This window comes from Pseudomonas sp. PS02290, from assembly GCF_029960075.1.
In the GTDB taxonomy this organism is placed as follows: Bacteria; Pseudomonadota; Gammaproteobacteria; order Pseudomonadales; family Pseudomonadaceae; genus Aquipseudomonas.
In genome coordinates, this window is sequence record NZ_JASCOY010000044.1 from 1 (window position 1) to 23,471 (window position 23,471).

At 61.2% G+C, this 23,471-nt stretch carries 22 protein-coding genes; 15 read left to right on the top strand and 7 right to left on the bottom strand.

The window, feature by feature from the left end:
• Nucleotides 1-43: 43 nt before the first annotated feature.
• The 3 genes from QMX88_RS18140 to egtB all read right to left on the bottom strand — a co-directional run bounded on the left by QMX88_RS18140 (nucleotide 44) and on the right by egtB (nucleotide 4,802).
• Nucleotides 44-1,195, bottom strand: a complete 1,152-nt coding sequence (locus tag QMX88_RS18140) for an acyl-CoA dehydrogenase family protein (RefSeq protein ID WP_282371706.1) — start codon at nucleotides 1,193-1,195, stop codon at nucleotides 44-46.
• Between the two features lie 3 nt (nucleotides 1,196-1,198).
• Nucleotides 1,199-2,296 (bottom strand): enoyl-CoA hydratase/isomerase family protein, encoded by a 1,098-nt coding sequence (locus tag QMX88_RS18145; protein ID WP_282371707.1) that lies wholly within the window; start codon nucleotides 2,294-2,296, stop codon nucleotides 1,199-1,201.
• A 358-nt stretch (nucleotides 2,297-2,654) separates the two neighbouring features.
• Nucleotides 2,655-4,802 (bottom strand): ergothioneine biosynthesis protein EgtB, encoded by a 2,148-nt coding sequence (gene egtB, locus QMX88_RS18150; protein ID WP_282371708.1) that lies wholly within the window; start codon nucleotides 4,800-4,802, stop codon nucleotides 2,655-2,657.
• Between the two features lie 459 nt (nucleotides 4,803-5,261).
• Between egtB and QMX88_RS18155 the strand changes: the two genes are divergently transcribed.
• From QMX88_RS18155 to QMX88_RS18170, 4 genes are all read left to right on the top strand, one after another.
• Complete coding sequence (locus QMX88_RS18155; RefSeq protein ID WP_282371709.1) at nucleotides 5,262-6,434, top strand: XdhC family protein; 1,173 nt, start codon at nucleotides 5,262-5,264, stop codon at nucleotides 6,432-6,434.
• A 94-nt stretch (nucleotides 6,435-6,528) separates the two neighbouring features.
• Nucleotides 6,529-8,208, top strand: a complete 1,680-nt coding sequence (locus QMX88_RS18160) for an MFS transporter (protein ID WP_282371710.1) — start codon at nucleotides 6,529-6,531, stop codon at nucleotides 8,206-8,208.
• A gap of 119 nt (nucleotides 8,209-8,327) precedes the next feature.
• Nucleotides 8,328-9,443 carry an HlyD family secretion protein gene (locus QMX88_RS18165; RefSeq protein WP_244656017.1) on the top strand — a complete coding sequence of 372 codons (1,116 nt, stop codon included), beginning with the start codon at nucleotides 8,328-8,330 and terminating at the stop codon, nucleotides 9,441-9,443.
• A 237-nt stretch (nucleotides 9,444-9,680) separates the two neighbouring features.
• On the top strand, nucleotides 9,681-10,892 hold the full coding sequence (locus tag QMX88_RS18170; protein WP_282371711.1) for a cytochrome c biogenesis protein DipZ: 1,212 nt from the start codon (nucleotides 9,681-9,683) through the stop codon (nucleotides 10,890-10,892).
• A 32-nt stretch (nucleotides 10,893-10,924) separates the two neighbouring features.
• Here the strand turns inward: QMX88_RS18170 and QMX88_RS18175 are convergent, their stop codons facing one another.
• A complete protein-coding gene (locus QMX88_RS18175; RefSeq protein ID WP_192174085.1) occupies nucleotides 10,925-11,467 on the bottom strand; it encodes a cytochrome b in 543 nt (180 codons plus the stop codon).
• A gap of 2 nt (nucleotides 11,468-11,469) precedes the next feature.
• Nucleotides 11,470-11,622, bottom strand: a complete 153-nt coding sequence (locus tag QMX88_RS18180) for a hypothetical protein (RefSeq protein WP_192174084.1) — start codon at nucleotides 11,620-11,622, stop codon at nucleotides 11,470-11,472.
• Nucleotides 11,623-12,019: 397 nt separating this feature from the next.
• On the opposite strand from QMX88_RS18180, the gene QMX88_RS18185 reads away from it, so the two are divergent.
• The 6 genes from QMX88_RS18185 to cysC are packed head-to-tail and all read left to right on the top strand — an operon-like array spanning nucleotide 12,020 to nucleotide 17,339.
• Entirely contained in the window at nucleotides 12,020-13,246 is a 1,227-nt protein-coding gene (locus QMX88_RS18185) for a transaldolase family protein (protein WP_282371712.1), read from the top strand.
• Nucleotides 13,243-13,980, top strand: coding sequence for a sulfotransferase family protein (locus QMX88_RS18190; RefSeq protein ID WP_282371713.1), 738 nt, complete (start codon nucleotides 13,243-13,245; stop codon nucleotides 13,978-13,980). Before QMX88_RS18185 ends, QMX88_RS18190 begins: the two co-directional genes overlap by 4 nt.
• Entirely contained in the window at nucleotides 13,977-14,708 is a 732-nt protein-coding gene (locus tag QMX88_RS18195; RefSeq protein WP_282371714.1) for an SDR family NAD(P)-dependent oxidoreductase, read from the top strand. The genes QMX88_RS18190 and QMX88_RS18195 overlap by 4 nt, the downstream gene beginning before the upstream one ends.
• Before the next feature lie 46 nt (nucleotides 14,709-14,754).
• Complete coding sequence (locus QMX88_RS18200; protein ID WP_282371715.1) at nucleotides 14,755-15,957, top strand: hypothetical protein; 1,203 nt, start codon at nucleotides 14,755-14,757, stop codon at nucleotides 15,955-15,957.
• Nucleotides 15,926-16,708 carry a class I SAM-dependent methyltransferase gene (locus tag QMX88_RS18205; protein WP_282371716.1) on the top strand — a complete coding sequence of 261 codons (783 nt, stop codon included), beginning with the start codon at nucleotides 15,926-15,928 and terminating at the stop codon, nucleotides 16,706-16,708. Before QMX88_RS18200 ends, QMX88_RS18205 begins: the two co-directional genes overlap by 32 nt.
• Nucleotides 16,709-16,736: 28 nt before the next feature.
• Nucleotides 16,737-17,339 (top strand): adenylyl-sulfate kinase, encoded by a 603-nt coding sequence (cysC, locus tag QMX88_RS18210; RefSeq protein WP_442969473.1) that lies wholly within the window; start codon nucleotides 16,737-16,739, stop codon nucleotides 17,337-17,339.
• A 164-nt stretch (nucleotides 17,340-17,503) separates the two neighbouring features.
• On the opposite strand, the gene QMX88_RS18215 is transcribed toward cysC, so the two are convergent.
• Both QMX88_RS18215 and QMX88_RS18220 read right to left on the bottom strand, forming a co-directional pair.
• The gene (locus QMX88_RS18215; RefSeq protein WP_282371718.1) at nucleotides 17,504-17,743 is read right to left on the bottom strand and encodes a hypothetical protein; all 240 of its coding nucleotides are present in this window, start codon (nucleotides 17,741-17,743) and stop codon (nucleotides 17,504-17,506) included.
• 49 nt (nucleotides 17,744-17,792) lie between these two features.
• Complete coding sequence (locus QMX88_RS18220) at nucleotides 17,793-18,056, bottom strand: hypothetical protein (protein ID WP_192174076.1); 264 nt, start codon at nucleotides 18,054-18,056, stop codon at nucleotides 17,793-17,795.
• A 144-nt stretch (nucleotides 18,057-18,200) separates the two neighbouring features.
• Here QMX88_RS18220 and QMX88_RS18225 point away from each other — a divergent pair, with 144 nt between their 5' ends.
• The 5 genes from QMX88_RS18225 to QMX88_RS18245 all read left to right on the top strand — a co-directional run bounded on the left by QMX88_RS18225 (nucleotide 18,201) and on the right by QMX88_RS18245 (nucleotide 23,165).
• A complete protein-coding gene (locus QMX88_RS18225) occupies nucleotides 18,201-19,328 on the top strand; it encodes a serine hydrolase domain-containing protein (protein ID WP_282371719.1) in 1,128 nt (375 codons plus the stop codon).
• A gap of 179 nt (nucleotides 19,329-19,507) precedes the next feature.
• Nucleotides 19,508-20,206, top strand: a complete 699-nt coding sequence (locus tag QMX88_RS18230) for a haloacid dehalogenase type II (RefSeq protein ID WP_282371720.1) — start codon at nucleotides 19,508-19,510, stop codon at nucleotides 20,204-20,206.
• Between the two features lie 46 nt (nucleotides 20,207-20,252).
• The gene (locus QMX88_RS18235; protein ID WP_282371721.1) at nucleotides 20,253-21,464 is read left to right on the top strand and encodes an MFS transporter; all 1,212 of its coding nucleotides are present in this window, start codon (nucleotides 20,253-20,255) and stop codon (nucleotides 21,462-21,464) included.
• Between the two features lie 121 nt (nucleotides 21,465-21,585).
• Entirely contained in the window at nucleotides 21,586-22,695 is a 1,110-nt protein-coding gene (locus tag QMX88_RS18240) for a saccharopine dehydrogenase NADP-binding domain-containing protein (RefSeq protein ID WP_282371722.1), read from the top strand.
• Nucleotides 22,692-23,165: a hypothetical protein gene (locus tag QMX88_RS18245; protein ID WP_282371723.1), complete on the top strand. Its 474-nt coding sequence runs from the start codon at nucleotides 22,692-22,694 to the stop codon at nucleotides 23,163-23,165. The genes QMX88_RS18240 and QMX88_RS18245 overlap by 4 nt, the downstream gene beginning before the upstream one ends.
• Nucleotides 23,166-23,471 lie beyond the last annotated feature (306 nt).

Sequence of the window (23,471 nt, forward strand, 5' to 3'; positions counted from 1 at the left end):
GCCCTGAGGGGCTCGGCGTCTCTGGGGGGAGGGGGCGTGACCCTTACAGCGCGTAGTGGCGCAGCTCGCGGGCGATCAGCAAACGCTGGATTTCGCTGGAGCCTTCGTAGATCTGGGTAATCCGCGCGTCCCGGTAGTATTTCTCCACCGGATAATCCTCCAGATAGCCATAGCCGCCGTGGATTTGTATCGCTTTGGAGCAGACCCACTCGGCCATTTCCGAGGCGAACAGCTTGGCCTGGGACGCTTCGGACAGACAGGGTTTGCCGGCCGTTCTCAACCGCGCGGCGTGCAGGACCAAGAGGCGAGAAGCATTGATGCGGGTGTGCATGTCGGCCAGCAGATTGGCGATGCTCTGGTGCTCGATGATCGGCTTGTCGAACTGCACGCGGTCACGGGCGTAACCCAGTGCCGCTTCGAATGCCGCGCGAGCGATGCCCAGGGCCTGGGCAGCGATGCCGATGCGTCCGCCTTCCAGGTTTGAAAGGGCGATGGACAGTCCTTTGCCCCGTTCACCCAACAGGTTTTCCGCCGGAATCCGGCAATCGCTCAGGGTCACGGCGCAGGTGTCGGAGGCGCGGATGCCCATCTTGTGTTCCATACGGTCGACGCGATAACCGGGGTTGTCGGTGGGCACCAGAAACGCTGACAGGCCGCGCTTGCCCAGGTCCGGGTCGGTGACGGCGAAGACAATTGCCAGCTGCGCGCGCTTGCCGTTGCTGACGAACTGCTTGGCGCCGTTGAGCACCCATTCGCCGTCTTTCAATTCGGCACGGGTGCGCAGGTTGTGGGCTTCGGAGCCGGCCTGGGGTTCGGTCAGGCAGAAGCAGCCGATGGCCTGGCCGCTGGCGAGCTTTTCCAGCCACTGTTGTTTGTGCCCGTCGCTGCCGTAGTTGAGCACCGGCCCGCAGCCCACTGAACTGTGCACGCTCATCAGCGTACCGGTGGCGCCGTCGGCGGCGGAAATTTCTTCGACCGCCAGCGCGTAGGCGACGTAGTCGATGTAGCTGCCGCCCCATTCGTCCGGGACGACCATCCCGAGCAGGCCCAGTTCGCCCATCTTCGCCACCAGCGCGTCGTCGATCCAGCCGGCTTGTTCCCAGGCCTGAGCATGGGGCGCGATTTCATTGCGCGCGAAGTCCCGCGCCATGTCGCGGATCATCACTTGCTCTTCGGTCAGTTCAAGATCTTGCATAGGTCACCCCTCATGACCGCTGAAGAAGCTTGCCACGTGCTCGGCATCCAATGCCTGCACGCTGGAAGGGCTCCAGTGCGGTTTCTTGTCTTTGTCGACGATCAAGGCACGAACGCCTTCGATCAAGTCACCCCGTTCAAACCACTGGCGGTCCAGATGCAGCTCCAGGGCGAAACAACGCTCCAGCGGCAGATGCCGGCCGCGGCGCAGCAGCTCCAGAGTGACCGCCATCGCCAGCGGTGAACGGGTTTGCATCAGATGCGCCGTGTCGAGGGCCCAGGCATGGGTGTCGTAGACGCTGACTTCTAGCAATTGTTCGATGATGCTCGGGACGTCCGGCAGGCCGAAGAAATGATCGATGGCCGGGCGCAGTTTTGCCAGCGGCGGCGCAGGCAAGTGCTGCACGCCGAGTTTCGCCAGCGCGCCCTGCAAATCCTTGAGCGGGGCCAGGCTCCACTTCAGGTTATTGAGCTGCAGATCGAGGTCATTGAGGCGTTCGCTGTTGAGGTACCAGTCCGCCATCCCGCAATACAGCGCATCGGCGGCCTGGATCTGCACGCCCGTAACGCCCAGATAAATCCCCAACTCGCCGGGCACACGGGGCAGAAAGTAGCTGCCGCCCACGTCAGGGAAATAACCGATCGCGACTTCCGGCATCGCCAGACGACTGCGCTCAGTGACCACGCGAAGGTCCGCGCCCTGGGCCAGGCCCATTCCACCGCCGAGCACAAAGCCGTCCATCAAGGCGACGACGGGTTTGCGGTAATGATGAAGGGTGAGGTCCAGCGCGTATTCTTCGACGAAGAAATCCAGGTGCTCGGTCCGACCGGCCTGAAAGCTGTCGTACAGCGAGCGGATGTCGCCGCCGGCGCAGAAGGCCTTTTCGCCGGCACCGCGCAGGACCACGGCGTAAACGTTGTCATCCTTTGCCCAGGCGTCGAGCTGGTACTGCAGCTGCCGGACCATGTGCAGGTCGATGGCATTGAGGCCCTGGGGGCGGTTGAGGGTGAGGTGACCAATGTGATTGCGTACGTCGGACAGAACGCTCGCGCAGGCGGATTGCTGCGCCGCGTATTCGGCAGGTATGACCTGAGCCGTCATCGCTGACTCCCTGTTGATTATTGTTGTACTCAATCCCCGGCTGTACCGCCGGGGTCCGTGAGGGTGCTAACGGATGCTACCAGCGCCATTTTGCAAATGACAATGAAGTTTCCGGCAGGGATGAGCACATCAGCGCTGTCACGCCTGCAAGCTGAACAACGCCATCGCTGGCTGACCACCGACTTGTGGGAGCGAGCTTGCTCGCGAAGAGGCCCTTACACCCGATATATCTTTAGCGCCTGAGATGCCGCCTTCGTGAGCAAGCTCACTCCCACAGGGTCCGCGTCTGCTGCGCCATCTGTGGTAGCCGAGCCACATTCGGAAATCCTGGAAGTTGGAGGATTTCCGTTGCCCCCTGTCACGCCTGCAAGCTGAACAACGCCGTTTGTGGCGCGTCGCTGATCCAGCATTCGCTGACGGTCCAGCCCGCACGCGCGGCCAGTTCGGTGAACGATTCAACCGTGAACTTGTGGGAGTTCTCGGTGTGCAGGCGTTCCCCGGCAGCGAAGCGGAAGGTGTGTCCGGCGACCGTGACGCTTTGCTGTTTGCGGCTGACCAGGTGCATTTCCATGCAGGCCTGTTCGGCGTTCCACACGGCCAGATGATCGAAGGCAGACACGTCGAAGTCGGCGTGCAGCTCGCGATTGATGCGGGTCAGCAGGTTCTTGTTGAACTGCGCGGTCACGCCGTCGGCGTCGTCGTACGCGGCCACCAGCGTCTGCTCATCCTTGACCAGATCGACACCGACGATGAAGTGGGCGTTTTCCCCCAGCACATCGTGGGCGCTGTGGAGGAAATCAACGGCCTGCTCGTGGCTGAAGTTGCCGATGGTGGAACCCGGAAAGAAACCCACGCGGGTGTGGCCGTCGGCTTCTTCAGGCAGGGTGAGCACCCGGGTGAAGTCGTCGACTTGGGGCGCGACGATCAGCGCCGGGTAACGCTGGCGCAATGACCGCGCGGCCTTGTTCAGTGCTGTCGCACTGATGTCGATCGGCACGTACACCGCGATGTGCGGCGCGGCATCCAGCACCAGACGGGTCTTCTCGCTGGCGCCACTGCCAAATTCCACCAGTGCTGCGCCCGCCGGAATGGTCGCAGCGATCTCGCCGGCGATGCGTTTCAGCAACCCGGTTTCGGCGCGCGTCGGGTAGTACTCAGGCGTTTCGCAGATGGCTTCGAACAGGTCGGAACCCGCAGCGTCATAGAAATACTTGGGCGACAGTGTTTTCTCCGGGGCGCCGAGACCGGCCACCACGTCGCGGGCGAATTCGCTGTCGTTCGGGTCAACCACGCCGGGTTGACGGCTATCACGGGCCAGGCGCAGGCCCGACACCATCCAGCGTTTGTCGGCGTGGAAGAAGTTGCGGTAGGTCAGGCGGCAATGATCGGGCGACGTGACGCTGGCACCGCCGCGCAGGACCATCTGATTGACCATGAACTTGCCGTTGTACTCACCGACTGCGCCCACTGAGGGCTTGAAGCCGGGGTAGGCGCTGTAGGCACTTTGCGTCCACTGCCAGGCGACGTCGTCCACTTGCTCCAGCAAACCGGCGCGGGCGGCGGCTTCCCATTCGGCTTCGGTGGGCAGGCGCGCATCGGCCCATAGCGCAAACGCGGCGGCTTCGTAGTAACTGATGTGCGTGACCGGTGCCGAAGGGTCGATCGACTCAAGGCCGCGCAGGCTCATGCGCTTCCAGCCGTTCTCGTCGTGCTGCCAGTACATCGGCGAATTCCAGCCGTTTTCCTGCACCAGGGTCCAGCCTTCGGACAGCCACAAGGCCGCGGTGTGATAGCCGCCGTCGGCAATGAAGCTCAGCCACTCGCCGTTGGTCACCAGCCGGTCGCTGATTTCGAAGGACTGCAGATAGGTGGTGTGGCGCGGGCCTTCGTTGTCGAACGAAAAGCCGTCACCGTCGTGGCCGATTTCGGTCAGGCCGGCGCTCAGCGGCTTGAAATGACCGCGACGGCCCGACAGGTCTTTCGGCCAGCGCGGGCTGTAGGCCGGTTTCAGCGACGACAGGCTGAACAAATGAAGGATGTCCATCAGCAGCAGTTCCTGATGCTGCTCTTCGTGGGCCAGGCCGAGTTCGATCAGGCTGGTCATCTCGTCGCTGAGCGGCGTCATCAGCAGCGTCGTCATGTTTTCGTCGACGTGCCTGCGATAGGCCAGGACCTGATCGACGCTCGGCCGGGTCATCAGGCCGCGCTGCGGACGCGGATGACGCGGGCCGACAGCTTCGTAATAAGAGTTGAACAGGTAGCCGAACGTCGGATCGAACGCTTCGTAGGCCGGCAGGTTCGGCGCCAGCAGAAAGGTTTCGAAGAACCATGTGGTGTGCGCCATGTGCCATTTGGCCGGGCTGGCATCGGGCATCGACTGCACCACCATGTCCTCGGCGCTCAAGGGCTCGACCAGAAGTTCGGTACGGTCGCGCACGCTTTGAAAGCGCTGGCACAGGGTGTGGGTGGAGGATGTTTCGCGAAGCTGGCGTAATTGGCGCGTCATCAGGTGCTCTCCGGCGTAGCCGATGCCCGGTGGACCCGGTGGAGTGATTCCACGCAGCCAGGCGGTACGGCGATTCAGGGTTTGAGGCGTGCGTTGTGCGGAATGTTCAACCGAAATATCCAAATGAAGGACGGCCACTTCCCACGAGTACGTTGATGCCTTGGATCATCAGCGTTTTGCATGGATTTAACGGCACGCACCGAGTGTAGTCCCGGCACGGGCTGATTCGCGCAGTCGGTGACCGATGGCCAATCTGCGCGCCGTCTGCGGTAACCTGCTGGCCATTCGCTGCAAGTGCACTGCGCACAACACGTGTTTCGCGGGCAAAAGCTGAACCTGCGCGGCGACTCACAGTCTGCACAACAGCACTTGCGTCACAGATGGCAGTGGCTTTTCAAGGTATGTGTCAGGTGACAAATGAATCACGCCAGATGAATGAACCGGTTTTTGGGGACGCGCATGAATGATCTATCCAGTCTGCTGGGGGCGCTTGATGAAGCGCAGACCGGGCAGCAGGAAGTGGTGATCGCGACGGTGGTCAAGGTCGAGGGTTCGGCTTACCGACGCCCGGGTGCGCGGATGGTTATCGCGCCGATGGGCGAGGCGACCGGTACCGTCAGCGGCGGCTGTCTCGAAAGCGACGTCAGCAAAAAGGCCTGGTGGCTGACCGCCAATGGCAAGCCGTCCCTGCGCACGTACAGCACCGGCGAGGACGACGACGAACTCGAAGACGCCGAGCTCAGCTTTGGCCTCGGTTGCAACGGCACGGTGCACATCCTCTTCGAACGGATAGATCCCCAGGCGGCAAGTCTGGTGGCGGACGTGTTGCGTGAGGTCAAGGCCAGCGGTGTTGGCGCTGCGCTGGCGACGGTGATCGGCACACAAAGCGAACGTCATACGGCGCTGGGCGAGCGGGTGGCGATTCGTTCATCCGGGCAGGTGCAAATCGACATGCGTGAGCGCTGGCTGGCGACGGCGGTGGCCGAGGACCTGAAAACGGTGCTCGCTGCCCGCCGCTCCGCCACCCGTACCTACGACAGCGCGGACGGCGCCGTTGAGGTGCTGTTGGAGTACATCGCAGCGCCGCGCCGGCTTGTGATCTTCGGTGCCGGGCATGACGCGATGCCCTTGGTCAGCATGGCGCGGCTGCAGGGCTGGCACATCACGGTGATCGATGCGCGCTCGCATTTCGCCCGTCCCCAGCGTTTTCCGGAGGCCGATCAGGTGCTGTCGGCGCCGCTGCAGCCAATGCCCGAATTGCACGCGATGGTCGCCGACGCTGCCGTGGTGGTGATGACCCACAGCCTGAGCCAGGACCGCCACTGGCTGGGGCAGGTGCTGCAATCGACGCCGCGCTACATTGGCCAGCTCGGACCACGCAGCCGCACCGAACGTTTGCTCGACGAGCTGCCGGATCAGGCCCGTGAAGCCGCTGCGCAGGCCAGCCTGCATTACCCGGTCGGGCTGGACCTGGGCGGTGACGCGCCCCACAGCGTGGCGTTGTCGATCCTCGCCGAGATCAACGCGGTGTTCAACGGCCGCAGCGGCGGGATGCTCAAGCACCGGCAGGCGAGCATTCATGCGGTGGATGTCACACTGGAGCAGGCGCGGGAGCTGAGAATGATTAGCTGAGCATGATCAGCTAGCCTTCACAGGCGGCCGCTTTCATAGCGGCTGGCCCCATCGCTTTTCAGTGGCTCGGCACGGCATTCATCAGGTCCGCTCAATGAACGACAAGTACAGACCCCACGACTGGGCTCCCCACGAGCGACCGACGTTGCCGGGCTCGCCGTCGACGCCCTTGCACGCAACGCCTAAGCGCTGGGCCTATGCCATCGTCGGGGTGATCGTGGCGTTGACCGGCGGGCTGGGCAACGCGCTGGTGGTCGCCAACCTTCAATATCTGCAAGGCTCGCTGGGCGCCACCCAGGCCGAGATCGCCTGGCTGCCCGCCGCGTATGTCATGACCAATGTGTCGATGAACCTGCTGCTGGTGAAGTTTCGCCAGCAGTTTGGTCTGCGCGCGTTCACCGAAGTATTTCTGGTGCTGTACGCGCTGGTCACCTTCGCGCACCTGTTCGTCAACGACATCGAATCGGCCATCGCCGTTCGCGCTGCCCACGGCATGGTCGGCGCGGCACTGAGTTCGCTGGGCCTGTACTACATGATTCAGGCCTTCCCGCAGAAGTGGCGCATGAAAGCCTTGGTGCTGGGCCTCGGCACCGCGCAGCTGGCCACGCCGCTGGCGCGACTGGTTTCCGAAGACCTGCTGCAGATTGCCGAGTGGCGCGGGCTTTACCTGTTCGAACTGGGCATGTGCCTGCTGTCCCTGGGTTGCGTACTGATTCTGAAACTGCCCCCCGGTGACCGCTTCAAAGCCTTCGAGAAACTCGACTTCCTGACCTTCGCCTTGCTCGCTTCAGGCTTCGCTGCGCTCTGTGCGGCGTTGTCGCTGGGGCGGATTGAATGGTGGCTTGAAGAGCCCTGGATCGGCATCGCCCTGGCGTCGTCAATCGTGCTGATCCTTGCCGGGCTGTGTATCGAGCACAATCGCACCCGACCGTTGTTGATCACCCGCTGGCTGGGCAGTGGCCGGATGATCCGCTTCGCCTTCGGCGTGCTGCTGACGCGGATCGTGCTGTCGGAGCAATCCACCGGCGCGGTCGGTTTTCTTCAGGGGATGAATCAGGGCACCGAGCAGCTGCACACGCTGTACCTGTTCATGCTGTTGGGCAGCGTCGCGGGCCTTGCGGTCAGCGCGCTGACGATTGATCCGCAGCACCTGTTCAAGCCGCTGATCATTTCCCTGGCGCTGATGGCGATCGGTTCGAGCATGGACAGCTTCTCCACCAGCCTCACCCGTGAACCGCAGATGTATTTCAGCCAGTTTTTGCTGGCGTTCGGCGGCACCTTCTTCCTCGGTCCGACCTTGGTGCTGGGCATCAGCGGGGTGATCAGCAACCCGCGCAACATGGTCAGTTTTTCGGTGATGTTCGGGATTACCCAGAACGTCGGCAGCCTGATCGGCTCGGCGCTGCTGGGCACCTTTCAGGTCTGGCGCGAGAAATTCCACTCGGCGCACATTGTCGAGCACGTCACGCTGATCGACGCTCAGGTGCAATCGCGCCTGCAAAGCGCGAGCGGTGCGTATATTTCGGCCATCGCCGACCCGGCCGCGCGTACCAGCCTGGGCATTCGCTCGCTGGCAACCGCCGCCACCCGTGAGGCCAATACCCTGGCCTACAACGACGTATTTATGCTGATCGCAGTCATCGCGGTGCTGACCATGATCTGGATCACCAGCCGCGCCACCTGGCTGTGGATCACCACCGAGCCGGTCGCGCCGTTTACGCCGGCCACACCTTCGGCATCTCCCTTAACACCTTCTGGCGCTCAACCTTCATGACAGAACCTGGCAAACCTTCTGGCACCCCTCCAAACAGCGCTTCAGGCGGCTCTTCTGGCAATGCGGCGCCCAACGCCGCCCCGTCACAGGCAACTTCCGCAGCGCCCGCGCCGGCGGTCATGCCGGCCACCACGCAACCGCGTTCGGCGCGCATACGCCTGGTGTCGGCGATTCTGTTCGGCGGCATTGCCCTGGCGGGTGTGCTGGTCGTGCTGTACGCGTGGCAGCTGCCCCCGTTCAGCAGCCCGATCGAAAGCACCGAGAATGCCCTGATTCGTGGGCAGACCACGATCATCGGCCCGCAACTGAGCGGCTACGTCTACGAAGTGCCGGTGCAGGATTTCCAGTGGGTCAAGCAGGGCGATCTGCTGGTGCGCATCGACGACCGGATTTATCAGCAGCACTTGGATCAGGGCATTGCGCAGTTGGGCGTTCAGCAGGCCGCGCTGGCCAATAATCTGCAACAGCGGCGCAGCGCCGAGGCCACCATTGCCCAACGTCAGGCCGCTATCGCGAATGCCCAGGCGCAGAGTGACAAGGCCGCTGCCGACCTTCGCCGCGGTCAGGCACTGGTGACCGATGGCTCGGTGTCGAAAAGCGAATTCGACGTGACCCGCGCGGCAGATGCACAAGCAAAGGCAGCATTGGCCGAAGCCAAGGCGGCGCTGGAGATTTCCCGTCAGGACCTGCAAACCGTGATCGTCAATCGCGGCTCGCTGGAAGCGTCGGTGAAGAATGCCGAAGCTGCCATCGAGCTGGCGCGCATTGACCTGACCAACACGCGCATCACTGCGCCTCGGGACGGTCAGCTGGGGCAGATCGGGGTGCGCCTGGGGGCGTACGTCAACTCCGGTGCGCAGTTGATGGCGCTGGTGCCGCGCCCGCGCTGGATTATCGCCAACATGAAAGAAACCCAGATGGCGAACGTGCGTCTGGGCCAGCCGGTAAGCTTCACCGTCGACGCGCTGGAAAACCTGAAGATGCGCGGCCGGGTGCAGCGCATCTCGCCGGCGGCGGGATCCGAGTTCAGCTTGCTGCCTGCTGATAACGCCACCGGCAACTTCGTCAAGATCGCCCAGCGCATTCCGGTGCGCATCACCATCGACGACGATCAGCATGACGTCGACCGCCTGCGCCCGGGGATGTCGGTGGTGGTCAGCATCGACACCAGCCAGGACGGCGCCGTGCCGCCGGACCCCGTGGATGGCAAGGTGGATTCGGTGAACGGCCGCTGAATCGGCCCGCCTGTATCGCCGTGTATCCCGCTCCACGGCAGATACGTGCTGATTCATTCACTGATTTCCCGGACACACCGGCGACACCTCCCGGACGTTGAATGGCGGCTCCGAGGCAACACGCATCGGCCGCTCTTTCAACCAACGCGCCCAGTGCCCGGAGCCCGCCATGAACTGGAAAAACCTCACCACCGCCTTTCTGTCCGCCACGCTCATCAGCGATGTGGGTGACCGGCCATGTTTCTGATCGCCTTTCTCGGCGGCATCGTCACGGTGCTCAGCCCCTGCATCCTGCCAGTCGTACCCTTTCTGTTTGCCCGGGCCGATCGGACGGCGGGTTCGGTACTGATGACCCTGTTGGGGCTGACGCTGACGTTTGCGCTGGTCTCCAGTCTGGCCGTGGTCAGCAGCGACTGGGTGGTGGCGGCAAACGGTATCGGCCGCAACATCGCGCTGGTGATCCTGATGCTGTTTGCCCTGTCGCTGCTTTCCGCCCGCGTGGGTCACTGGCTGATGCTGCCGCTGGTGGCGCTCGGCAATCGGCTCGACCCTGCCACGCGGCGCTTGTCCGGGCCGCTTGCTGCATTGCTGATCGGCGTTGCCACCGGCCTGCTGTGGGCGCCGTGTGCCGGGCCGATTCTGGGCATCATCCTCACTGGCGCCATGCTGCAAGGGCCCAGTGCGCAGACCAGCCTGTTGCTGCTGGCGTACGGGCTTGGCAGCGCAGTGTCGTTAGGGGTGCTGATCTTCGCCGGACGCGGGTTGCTCGCGCGGCTGAAACTGTCGCTGCCGGTCACTGCCTGGCTGCGCCGTGGCGTTGGGTTCGCTGCGTTGCTGGTGGCCGTGACCCTCGCCACGGGCTCGCAGAATCAACTGCTTGCCGGCACCTCATCCGAGGGCGCAGCAGCGGTGGAAAAGGGCCTGCTGAGCGGCGTGCCCAAAGTCATCGATTACGTCGTCTCCAGCGTCAAAGCTGCAGCGGCACCGGACGTCAGCAGCCAGGGCGCGATGCCTTCGTTGTCCGGGGCTACCGCGTGGCTTAACTCGCCGCCGCTGAGTGAGGCATCCCTGCGCGGCAAGGTTGTGCTGGTCGACTTCTGGACCTTTGACTGCATCAACTGCCAGCACAGCGTTCCTTACGTCAACGAATGGGCGAAGAAGTACGAAAAGGACGGCCTGGTGGTCATCGGCGTGCACACGCCCGAATACCCGTACGAACGGCTCATCGACAACGTGCGCAAGCATGTCGCCAGGATGGGCCTGAATTACCCGATCGCCATCGACAACGACTACGCCATCTGGCGCGCTTTCGACAATCAGTACTGGCCTGCGCATTACCTCATCGACGCCGAGGGGCAGATCCGCTACACCCACTTTGGCGAAGGCGCCTACGACACCCAGGAGCAAGTCATTCGCCAGCTGCTCGACGAGGCCCACGCAAAGGGCTGAAGCGAGAGGCGCTGACGAATGAAAGGTCGCGCTTACACCATGCGTTTGACAGTGTTGTCCTTGCGCACGAAGTGGTGCCAGATCGCCGCGACCACGTGCAGGCCGATGACGTAGTAAAAAATCGTGCCCAGCAGGATGTGGTAATGCTCCAGTGTTTCGGCGGTGTCCTTGGACATGTCGAACGGCGCTGGAATGCTCAGGGAGGTCAGGGGGATGGGCAGAGCGCCGCGTTCCAGCAGCACGGTGAACAGACCCAGCAGGGGTTGCGCGAACAGGAAAGCGTACAGCGCGTAATGGGACAACGTGGCCGCCAGACGCAATACGCCCTCCAGGGGCGGGGTGATGCCCGGCGGCGTATGGCGGTGGCGCTCGGCGATGCGGAAAAACGCCATGACCAGCACGACGATGCCGACCCAGAAATGCGTTTGCACGACGAAGGTTCGCGCGTCACTGCCACGGGCCAGTTGGGTACGGCTCAGGATCAGCGCGTAGGCGAGCACAATCAGGATCGCCATCACCCAGTGAAACCAGCGGGCTTTGTAGCTGTAGCGTTCGGTATCGGAAGGTTTGCTCACGGTCAGGTCTCTTGGTCTGTTTTTTTGATCTGGCGCGGCGCAGTCACTGCCGCAGCGCTTTCATAACCCAACGTCTGGCGGCCGTCGAGGAGAACGTGCAATTCGAACGGCGCCTGGGGCCTCACCCACTTGCCCTTGAAACCTGCCCGTCCCATTAACTCCTCCTTCCGAAAGCCTAACTAACTTGAATGGTATGACTAATTAATTCAGAGATTATGGCGCCTGATATTCATTTTGCTTATTTCCGCTCGATACTATTTTGAACCTGTTCCTGTACTTAATTTTTAATGTCATTCGTTTGAGTAACTTCAAATAGTGGAATAATTTTAAATATCCCTTCATATTCATATTAGAAATAAACGAAGCCGGTACTTATTCTGATTTGGCATTAAAATGCTGTTGAATTCCGTTTGACAGGTTGTCCGCTTGGATCCATCTTAATGCCTCGACGGCTCAGATCCCTGACTATCAGCTTGAAAAAGCTGGCATTTTGCCCATATGCAACCGGGGCCTCGACGTTCGTGAATCTATCGAAAAGGGAAGGGCATCTTCATGGATGTTTCAGGCTTCGTTCACCTTTTAAAACGTCATAACTCCGATGCGCAAGTCTGGTTTGATTCGTCGCCGACTGTATATAAAGGCTGCGTGAAGAAGTTGCTGTGGGCTTATCCGGATACGCACAATTTTATTACCGGATTATTGCCCGATGAACCGGATAGTTCGGATGCGGGCGTCAGCGGGGCCACCACCAACCCGACGCTGATCAGTCAGGCGGTCATGAGCAATGCAGCTCATTACCGTCATTTTCTTTACACCCTGCCCCCTTCGATGTCGGCAGACGCTCGGCTGCGACAGCTCTACGACCAAGTGGTCATCGACAGCGCCCAACCGTTGCTGCCGCTGTTCAAGCGTTCAAGAGCCCGATACGGCTGGCTATCGGCGCAAATCGAGGGCGGGCACTGGATGAATCAGGACGCGCTGGTTGTCCGCGGGCTTGCGCTGGCGGAGCTGGCGCCGAACATCATGATCAAGATCCCGGGCAGCGCCCAAGGCTATCGCGCCATCGAACAATTGGTGGCGCGGGGTTGCTCAATCAACAACACCTTCTGCTTTACCGTCTCCCAGCTGGATGCCTGCCTCAAGGCCATTCACGCCGGGCGTCAGCGGGCGCTCGCCAACGGCGTGAGCACGGAGCGGGCGCGTTACGTGGTCAGCTTCATGATCGGTCGGCTGGGTGCGGAAGCGGAATTCGAACGGCAAGCGCGGGGCAGTCGTATCAACCTCAGCCGTACGGATAAACGCTGGGCCGAGCTGGCGGTGTATCAGGCGATGCAAGCCCTGATGCGACGGCGCGAGACACCAGCGCAACTGTTGTTGTGCAGCATCAGGGTCGACACCGATGCGCGTGGGCGCGAGCATTGTTGGCACCTGCAGCGCACCGGGGCCGACACCACGCTGTACACGCTGACGCCCCAACTCATCGAGTTCCTCGTGCGCCGTGAGCAGGCCGGGCGTGGTATCACCCCGGCGACGGAGTGGGTGCCGATTCCCGGCAAAGTCCTTGATCGTCTCCTGGCCATTCCCTATTTCAACCAGGCGTACTTTGAACGCGGCCTCACCCCGGACGAATACGCCCGTCATCCGGCGTTCCTGACTGCAGGCAATGACGTACGCCTGGGCGTGCAGCGCCTGCGGGGTTTCATCAACGACACCCTGGATCCGCCAGGTGTCACGCCTCGCATCGCGCGTCGTCCAACGACCGTGGAGGGGCGGGCATGAACCGGATGATTGGCCTCTGGGCCCATCCGCGCTCGCGATCGACGGTGCTGGAAAGGGTGTTCATCGAGCGCGGTGATTTCGAGGTTTTCCACGAGCCGTTTTCGCACATGGCGTTCGACGAACAATCAGCCATTCCCCATGGGGACCTCAACTGCGGGATGCCCCGTGACTACGAGTCGATCAAGGCCCTGTTGCGTAACACCCGCCAGCGCGCCCATGTTTTTCATAAAGACATGGCCTATCACTGCCTCGACCGGTTGAAGGCCGATGCCGAGTTTCTAACGGAGCAACAGAACGTCTTCATCATTCGCGATCCTGCCCGGGCGATTCTGTCCCATCACGCCATCTTCCCGCAGATGCCGGCGCACGCGATCGGTCATCAAGCGCTGTACGAAATCTTCCGCGAGGTCAGGCGGCTGACCGGCCAAACCCCCTGTGTGATCAACGCCGAGGACCTGGCAAGCCACCCGGAGCACACCGTGCGCAGGCTTTGCGACCACCTGCAACTGGATTTCATGCCCCAGGCATTGAGCTGGAGTGCAACGTGCCCCGAGCAATGGAAGGCCTGGCGCAGCTGGCACAAGGAGGCCGAGAACAGCACCAGGATCATGCCCGTCAGTGCTGATTTCGATGAGCGTCCTCTGCACGCCAATCCCCACCTCATGACGTATTACCAGCTGCATCGACCTTTCTACGAGCGTATGAATCAGTTCACCGAGCAGGGACAGCCATGAAAAAAATCGTCATCACCGGCGCCGCCAATGGCATCGGCAAGGCCACCACCATAGCCTGCGTCAGAGCCGGCTATTACGTCATCGCAGCGGACATTGACCGGCTGGGCCTGCAGTCGCTTCAGGCAAGCCTGCCGCTGCACCGACTCGAAACCCACCTGGCGGATTTCTCCCAGGCGCACGTCTATCAGTCGTTTATCGGCAACCTGTACGACCTTCACAAACACCGGGCGCTGTATGCCCTGGTCAACAACGCCGGGATCTATCACGGCAAAAGTGTCTACGACTACAGCGACTCGGAAGTGGACGAGATCTGGGCGGTCAACCTCAAGTCGCTGGGGTGCCTGTCCAAGGACTTCGCGCGGCGGGAGTCGACGGCGGGCTACTCGCGCAGCATCGTCAACATCACATCGGTGGCAGGGGAGGTCGGGAGCATGGATGCGTGGTACGGCGCGACCAAGGCGGGCGTGATCGGCCTGACCAAATCCAACGCCTGGAACTTCGCTCCCCGGATCAGGGTGAACACCGTGTCCCCGGGGCTGATTCGCGACACCTCGATCCATGATCGTATTCCCGATCCCCGCCGCAGGGAGTACGAGCGACAGGAAATCATCAAGGAGCCCATCCAGCCAGACGGCGTGGCCGACGTCATTCTGTTTCTGCTGTCGGAACAGAGCCGCCACCTGACCGGAAAAGTCATCGCAGTGGATAACGGCGCTTACCCGCGCTAGTGATCGGGAACACCACCGTCCCTCACGTCTTTCCAGGGAGAACACCATGCACCGCAAAAAACTGCTCATCGTTGGCGGCGGCAACCTGTGCCTGCAAATCCTGCAGATCCTGGCCCCGCGCAATCAATTTGAATTCCACGTCGCCAGTCGCGATCTCGAAAAGGCCACGCGGATGTGCAATCTGATCCGACTGGCCGCGCTGCAACAGAACGTCACGGTCCAGATTCACAGCTATCAGATGGACCTGCGCGAATCGTGCATCAGCCGCAATGCGGAAACGCTGTTACAGATCCGGCCGGACATCATTCTCAACTGTGCCTCGCTGCAATCCTGGCGGGTGATCACGCAACTGCCGGCCGAACGCTTTGCCGCTCTTGATCAGGCGCAGCTCGGGCCCTGGCTGCCGATGCACCTGGCGCCGGCCTACGCGCTGATGCGAGCCGTCAAACAGTCCTGCCCGAAAAGTCTGGTGGTCAACGCGGCGTTCCCTGATGCAGTCAATCCGATTCTTTACAAGGTCGGCATGGCGCCGGACATCGGCATCGGCAATATCGCCAACCTGATTCCGGGCACCCGCAGCGCCGTAGCGCATCTGTCCGGCTGCCTGCCAACGCAGGTCTGCGCCAAACTCGTTGGCCACCACTATTTCAGCCACAGCGTGCCCCGCCATGGCCTGCCGCCCCAACGGCTCGAGGCCAGCTTCAACCTGACGTACTGGATTGATGGCGAAGAGCGCACCGACGAACACACGGCGGAGGCTATCTTCGGTTGCGTTGCCCGTGAATTCAGCCGATCGGGCGGCGTCGACGGGCAATATCTCACCGCCATGTCGGCCGTGACGGTGCTGGAAAATCTCCACGCCGAGCATGAGGTGCGGGTCCACGGTCCAGGCCCCCAGGGGTTGCCCGGCGGTTATCCGGTCAAGGTCGGCATGGGCAAGGTGCTGCTCGACCTGCCGTACGGCGTGACCCGGGAAGAGGCGATCAAGGTCAACGAAGCGGGGCAGCGGCTGGACGGCATCAAACTGATTCGCGCCGACGGCACGGCGGTGTTCGGTGAGGCACAGATGCAGGTCATGCAGCGTGAGCTGAATTTCGCTATGGCCGAGATGCGCGTCTGCGACGCCGCCGCCTGGGCGGAGGAACTGGGTAGCAAATACCTGGCGTATGCCGAGGGCGCTCAGCACAACAGCGGTCACCACGCAGGAGTCGCCGCCCATGCCGCCGGTCATCGCGCTTTCGCCTGCTGACCGACTGGCCGTCGCCGATCACGACTATGCCGGGCAATACGCCGTGGACTTCGTCGAGCGCTGGGATGAATTGATCGACTGGGACAAGCGCGCGGCCGGCGAGGGGTCGTTCTTTTATGATCTGCTGCGCCGGACGGGGGGCTGGCGTGTGCTGGATGCCGCGACGGGCAGCGGCTTTCATGCGGCGCAGTTGCACAAGGCCGGCTTCGACGTCACCGCCTCTGACGGGAGCCCGACCATGGTGCAGCGGGCCCGACGCAACTTCGATCGGCTGGGCGTCGACGTGCCGGTCCATCGTTGCGACTGGCAAGCGCTGGATGCCCGCGTACTGGGGAAGTTCGACGCGGTGCTGTGCCTCGGCAGTTCGCTGTGCCACGTGTTCGACCGCGAGGCTCGCATCGCCGTGCTGAAAAGGTTTCGGCAGATGCTCAAACCCGGTGGACTGCTGCTGATCGATCAGCGCAATTTCGAAGCCATCCTCGCCGGCCGCTTCAGGTCATCGGGGCGCTATTACTACTGCGGCGACACCGCCAGCGTCACCCTCGGCGAGCTGGACGAGTCGGTGTGCGAGTTCGTCTATCGCTTTGCCGACGGGGCGCAGCATCGGCTGCGGGTGTGCCCGATTCGTCCGCGCCAGTTGCAGGACGAACTGCGCGCGGCCGGCTTCCGCGCGCCCCATGCGTACGGCGATTTCAAACCGATCTACGACGTCATGAACGTGGACTTCATCATTCATCAGGCCCATGCCTGACCCTGACTCAAGGAGGAGCATTGTCATGATCAGCCATACCCCTGGCCTGACGCAGCACCACAACCTGGTGCCGTATCCGTTCACTCCGATCATTCCGGCCACGTGCGTCGCCAGACCCCGGGTCATCTGGTTGACCGGCCTGTCGGCGGCGGGTAAATCCACCATCGTCGACAGCCTCAACCCGGTGCTGCGCGCACGCGGGTTGACGACCTGCATTATGGACGGCGACTCCGTGCGCACCGGTCTGTGCCGCGACTTGAGTTTTTCTGCGGAGGATCGTGAGGAAAATGTGCGGCGGGTGGCGGAAGTCGCGGCGTTGATGGTTGAAGCGGGGTTGACGGTGATGGTGGCGTTGATTTCGCCGACCCGCTCGGCTCGGAAGTTGGCCCGCTCGATTGTTGGCAGTGCGCGGTTTGTGGAGGTGTTTGTGGACGTGCCACTGGCGGTGGCTGAAGCGCGGGATCCGAAGGGGTTGTACCGCAGGGCCCGGGCTGGGGGGATTCCGGGCTTTACCGGCGTGGATTCGGCGTATGAACCGCCGGTGTTTCCGGAACTGCATATTCGCAGTGATCAGGTTGAGGTGGGGCGGGCGGTGAGGATGATTGATGACTGGTTGTTGGCGCGGGGGTAGGCGATGGCCGCATGGGTTGCGATCCAACACCCCCGCCGTGCGAGTCCGTGATTCCCCTCGCCCAGATCGATCTCCCCCGGCTGAAGGCGGCCCCACTGAAACAACGTATTCATCCGGTGGGGCCTTCTTAAGACGAGCCGCTCCCATAGCCGCTGAGCGCGCAGTTACTTCTCCTTGATGTGGGACAACGCCTTGTTCGCCTGGTCGGCGCATTTCTTGAAGTCGCCCGACTCATGGGCCGCTTTGGCTTGCTGATGCTCATGGTGACCTGACGAGGTGAAGTCAGCCTCTGTCGCTGCCTTCAGCTTGTCGAGTGCTGCTTCACATTCATGGTGATCATCCTTGGCAAACGCAGGTCCTGTGACGATAAGTGCTGCAAGCAGAGATGAAGAAAGAAAACGCATCGACCACTCCTTTCAAATAACAGCCATTAATAAACAGAAATTAGCGCACTTAGAGATGCTTCTTGGCTTCCTTATCCAGATGCTTATCCGCTTTATGACGCTCATCGTCGTCATGTTTAACGCCTTTATCCACTTCGTTGGCGTCATGCTTGACGCCTTTGTCTGCTTCCTTGGCATCATGATCCACGCCCTTGTCCAGCTCACGATTGTCGTGACGAATCCCCTTTGCCATTTCGTCTTCGGCGAGGGCCAAAGGAACAACGGACGCAGTTATCAGCGCAGTGATGAGCGCAGACGAAACGAGCTTGTGCATGGTAATACTCCTGAGCGAACGTCGAGGTCCTCATGACCTCATCGCTTTTCAGCGTAGACAACGTTCAGCAAGATACAAAAAGTTTGGCTATGCCACCGACGGCGCGGGTGCTGCGGATGGAACTGACTCAAGAAGACCCAGGCAATGACTTCACATTCGCATCTTCAAGCATTCATCGATCGCCTCGCGCCTGCCAGGGTCCCTGGCCTTGCGTTAGCCGTCGGGGACAGTCGGGGTGTGATGTGGGAAGGGGCTGCCGGGTATGTCGATCTTGAGCAGAACATGCCGGCACATCCCGGCTGCACCTTCGGCGTGGGCAGCATAACCAAGGTGTTTGTCGCGGTAGTCACGTTGCAACTGGTGGAGGAGGGGCGTATCGGTCTCGATCACACCTTGGCTCAGTACCTCCCAGTGCCGATGCTGAAAGGCATTGCGAATGCCGCAACCGTAACCCTTCGCCAGTTGCTGTCCCACTACAGCGGCATCGCGAGTTGGGAAAATGACGCCCGATGGATTCGTGACGGGAGAGGGGAGCACATGACGCCCGGCAAACGTTGGGCCCATTCTGAGCCACTGGATTACATCCGTGGCGTGGGCGCCGTATTCGAAGCGGGTGAAGGTTTCCATTACTCCAACACCAACTACACATTACTGGGCTTGCTCATTGAAGCAGTGACTTCTCAGCCCCTTGAACATGTGCTGAAACAGCGCATTATCAGCCCGCTCAAGATGACCTCGACCGGTCTTGAAGACGCTGAAGGACTCACAGCCTCGGGCATTTCCAGACGCTACCATTGGGCCACCGAATGTTTTCTTAAAGCGGCCGGCGTCGCGCCTTCCTGCCGTTACGTCGGCCCAGGCTTGCTGGACGTTTCATCCAGTCAGTTGTCGGTCGAGTGGGCTGCAGGCGGCATCGTGTCTTCGGCATCGGACATCGTGACGTTCATGGCGGCCTTGAAGTCCGGGCGGTTGCTGGGCCCGATGATGCAACGGCAGTTTTTTGCCTGGCTCCCCGCTCAGCCCGGCAGGCAGATGGGGCTGGGTATTTTCCGTGCTTCTACGCCATACGGGCCTGTGATCGGTCATGGCGGGAATGTGCTTGGGTTTAGCGCAACCACGTGGTGGTTCGAAGAAACCGACTGCGTGCTGGCCCTCCTCACAAACGTGGGTTCGATGCACTCCGGCCCTAATGCCTGGTCCGCTTCCAGAATATTCGAATCGACGACGCTGGGAATGGAAGCGCAGGAAGTCTGCAGGCTCGGGCGGGCGTGATCCGGTTAATGTCGTTGCAACAATTTGGGTCAAGTCATGAGCAGGGACATCATCGCTCGACGGAGCAGACGCGCATTCCCGCGGAACTCTTCAAGCATGCTGGCTACTGAGTTTAAGCCCGTATCCGTACATTCCTGATCAGCACGCGATCTCACTGCGCAGCCTCGGAGAACACGTCCATGCTTGAGCTTGATTCCCGCACCAAAGTCATCACTTTTGACTGCTATGGCACCCTTGTTCAGTGGCATGACGCCGTACGGCGAGCGGCTGCCTCCATCCTTGAGCGGCATCTGACGGTTACGGCCTCAAAGGAAAGCATCGCAAGTTTCGCGGCTCGCCTGCGTGAGATAGCGATGGAGCATCAGCAACAATCGCCTTTCCTTGAGTACGAAGCGGTACTCGGTGCGAGCCTGAACCAGGCGTTGCGTGAAACCGGTCATGACGCCACGGCGGCAGACCTGGAGATATTGCTCGCGGCCCTCAGGCGGATCGAGCCCCACCCTGACGTACCCGAAGCCCTTGCCCGGCTGCGCCAGCATTACCGGATCGCCGTCATCAGCAACACCTCGGATGAGCTTATCGCCGACACCATCACGGCAATCGGTACGCCAATTGATTTCGTTATCACGGCCCAGCAGGCGAGGGCGTACAAGCCTGATCACGCGCTTTTCCGCCACGCTTACGCCACGATAGGTGTTACAAAAGAGGAGACGATCCATGTCGCCATGGGCCAGTTCAGTGACTTGAAGGTCTGCCAGGAATTGGGGATTCGGTGCGTCTGGATTGATCGAGAGAGCGAAACCCTCGATCCCGCCTGGAAACCTGACGCCGTATTGAAGGACCTTTCCGGACTGCCGCAGTTGCTGATGCCGTCCTGACACGCCGGCTCGACTGTCGGACACCACGCTTACAAGGGGGGCTCACGTGCTGGTTACCGGAATCCTCTGGATAGCGTTTTTCATCATCAACTTCAACGTGGTGATGATGATTCCGCTGCTGCCGTTCGTTCAGCGTGATCTGCGCCTTTCTCCCAGCGAGTCCGGGTGGATTTTGGCTGCTTTTCCAGTGGTGGCGCTGATCAGTAACCTGGCGCTTGGCCCGCTGATTGATCGCCTCGGCAGGAAGCTGTTCATCATCGTGGGCGGCGCGGCTTGCTGCCTAACGCTCCTCCTCACCGCCGCATCCCACAGTGCCTCGATGATCGTGCTCAGCCGTGCGGCGACGGGGATGTTCATGCCGATGATTGGCGCATCCATTTTCGCCGCGCTAGCGGACTATGTCCCCGAGCCTAAACGCGCCAGGGCGGCCGGGTATGTCACCACCGCAGCGCCGATTGCCTTTCTGTGCTCACTTTCCATGGGCGTCGTTGTGGGAGGGCTGCTGTCGTGGCAAGTCACGGTCATCGGCCTGGCGGTTGTCTGCGCCGCCCTTGCCGGTCTGGCGCTCACCTTCCCGGCACCGCCTTCAGCCTCGTTGTCCTCCTCCACAATTAGCCGGGCCATGTACAAGGAGCGATTGACGTCGCTGTCGGCCAGCCCCGGAACGCGCCCGTTGATGGCGGCGTACTTTTGCTGGTCGATTGGCGTTTACGTCTTTCTGGGGCTTTACCCGAGCTGGCTCGTGCAACACGGGCTTTCGTCATTTGGCGTCGATACCGTGGGCTCGGTCATCTTCATTGGTGAGGTCGGCGGACTCTTCGGCGCGATGCTTTCCGCGAGGCTTGCCAGCCGATTCAACAATCCGTTGCGCTTATGCGCCGTCGCCTCAATGGCGATCGCGGCGGTGATTCAGGTGATCCCATGGGGCGAAGGCTCGCCGTTTGCACAGGGCGCGGCCTACATGGCCTTCGCGTTCGGACGAGACCTGATGCTGGCGCTGATACTGGGCGACGCCATGCGGCTGGTTGAGGCGTCGCGGAGAGGAAGTCTTAATTCATCGCTCAATGCGGTGTATCAAACGGGGGGGCACGCTGGGTGGGCTGTTGAGCGCCTGGCTGTATGGCTTGAGCGCCGGGTATTTTGCGAATGTGATGTTCGCTTCGTTGGCGTTTGTGGCTTCTGGGGTTTTGTTGCGTGGAATCTCTGGGGCGAGGTTTCGTTCTTGAGGTTGCCCAGAGGTTGCTACGGCCATCCATAATTAGCGGACTTGCACTGGCTGACTGGATAATCCAGACAGTCAGTCGAGTAAGTTTGCTGTTGATCGAATTGCATGCCGCACCCGTATACTCTTGCCACTAAAGTTCGGCTAAGGACAGGCAATGCGTGTCATCGTCATCGGCGGTTTGGGTAATTTTGGAGCGCGGATTTGCCAGCGGCTTTCCCAAGTCGCAGGTTTGACAGTCGTCGCAGCCAGTCGTAGGCCCGGGAGCTCCACGCATACGTTCGGTTCTGGCCAGACCGTTGCAACTCTGGCCCTTGATATCAACTCCCCCGATTTCCAGGCACGCCTTCTTGAGGCCGCGCCCGGTTTGGTGATTCATTGCGCCGGGCCCTTTCAAAATCAAGATTATCGCGTCGCGCTGGCCTCGTGCGCTGCGGGCGCCCATTACCTTGATCTCGCAGACGGTCGAGACTTCGTCGCAAACTTCTCTGATCAGGTCGACGCCTCGGCAAAAGCGGCGGGAGTCCTCGCCGTGTCAGGGGCCAGCAGTGTACCGGGGCTTTCTTCAGCCGTGGTCGATCATCTATCCAACTCGCTTCTACGCGTGAACTCCATCAGCACTGTCATCGCTCCCGGCCAGCAGGCGGCGAGGGGCATGGCGACGATCAGTGCGGTTTTCGGCTACGCAGGACTGGGATTTGGGCGATGGAACGGTGCGGCTTGGGGGGTGCAGTACGGGTGGCAGGATATCCGACGCTTTACGTTTTCCGGTCTGGCTCCGCGCTGGGGAGCCGCGTGCGACGTTCCCGATCTTGCACTGTTTCCTGAGCGATATCCTGGGGTGCGCGATGTTGAGTTCCATGCTGCATTGGAGCTTCGGGTTCAACATGTCGCGCTCTGGTTGGCCGCGGCGTTAAGGCGACTGGGTCTGCCATTACCGATGCACCGCTGGGCGGCGCGTTTGAACGCGATTTCCGATCTCATCCTTGACCGGTTTGGAACCGACGTTGGTGCAATGAAGGTTCAGGTGCTTGGGAATGTTGAGGGGGGCGAGCAACGCCGTTTGACTTGGCAACTTACCGCCCCTGAAGGAAACGGTCCGGAAATCCCCTGTATGGCGGCCGTGCTCCTTGCCTGCAAGCTGGCGAGCGGACAGCTTTCATTGACCGGTGCAATCCCGTGCATGGGGCTTCTGAAACTGGAGGACTTCGACGCTGAGTTTCGACGGTGGAATATAACCTCCCACATTACCGAGGAGTCCCTATGACACAGCGGCGAATCGCTCTGGTTATGCCGGCTTGCGCAGCCGACGTGTTCGAAGCCTTTCACAATCACACCGTTCGCAAACGGTGGGACACTTTGCTGGCTCATGGAGCGGTGGAGGGCGGGGGCAGTCACCCTTACATAGGTGCGATCACGGTGAATGAGGGGCGAGGCTGGAAGCGCTTTTTTGCTATGCGCACCCGATTCGTTAATTATCGACCTGGACAGGTTGCAGCGGCGGTGCTGGTTGAGCCCGCTGGCTGTTTTCACTGGTGGGCCGCTTCAATGCGGCATCGCGACATCGATGAAAAATCCTCGGAGTTGATTTACACGTTTGGCGTGCAACTTCGGCCGAGGTGGTTAGGGCGTATACTCGATTCGCTGGTGAACAGAATCTTCGAATGGGAAACCCGCAACCGCTTCGCTGCGATGGCAGGCTATCTGCGAAGTAGAGCCGAAGAGCCGGCGCTTTGAATGCAGAAGTTTGTGACCGGCGTTGGTCGTTCTGCCTACGCGGCCTTGGCCTTGTAACTGCCTGGAAGTTTGTGCATTGAGGCGCATCGCAATGCATCGTGCTCCGCAGAAGCAACTGCAAAGGGGGGCATTGTAGATGTTTGGAAAATATCCCGATCAGTCCCGTGACCGGTGGCATGGCTTCTGGATAGGAACAATTGCAGTGTTGGTTTCAAGCGCTAGCTTCTGGGCAGGATGGACCGAGTGTTCATTTATGTTTGGCGCGGTTGCCCTGCTGTTCCTACCGGCGGTGTTGATGTGCGGCCA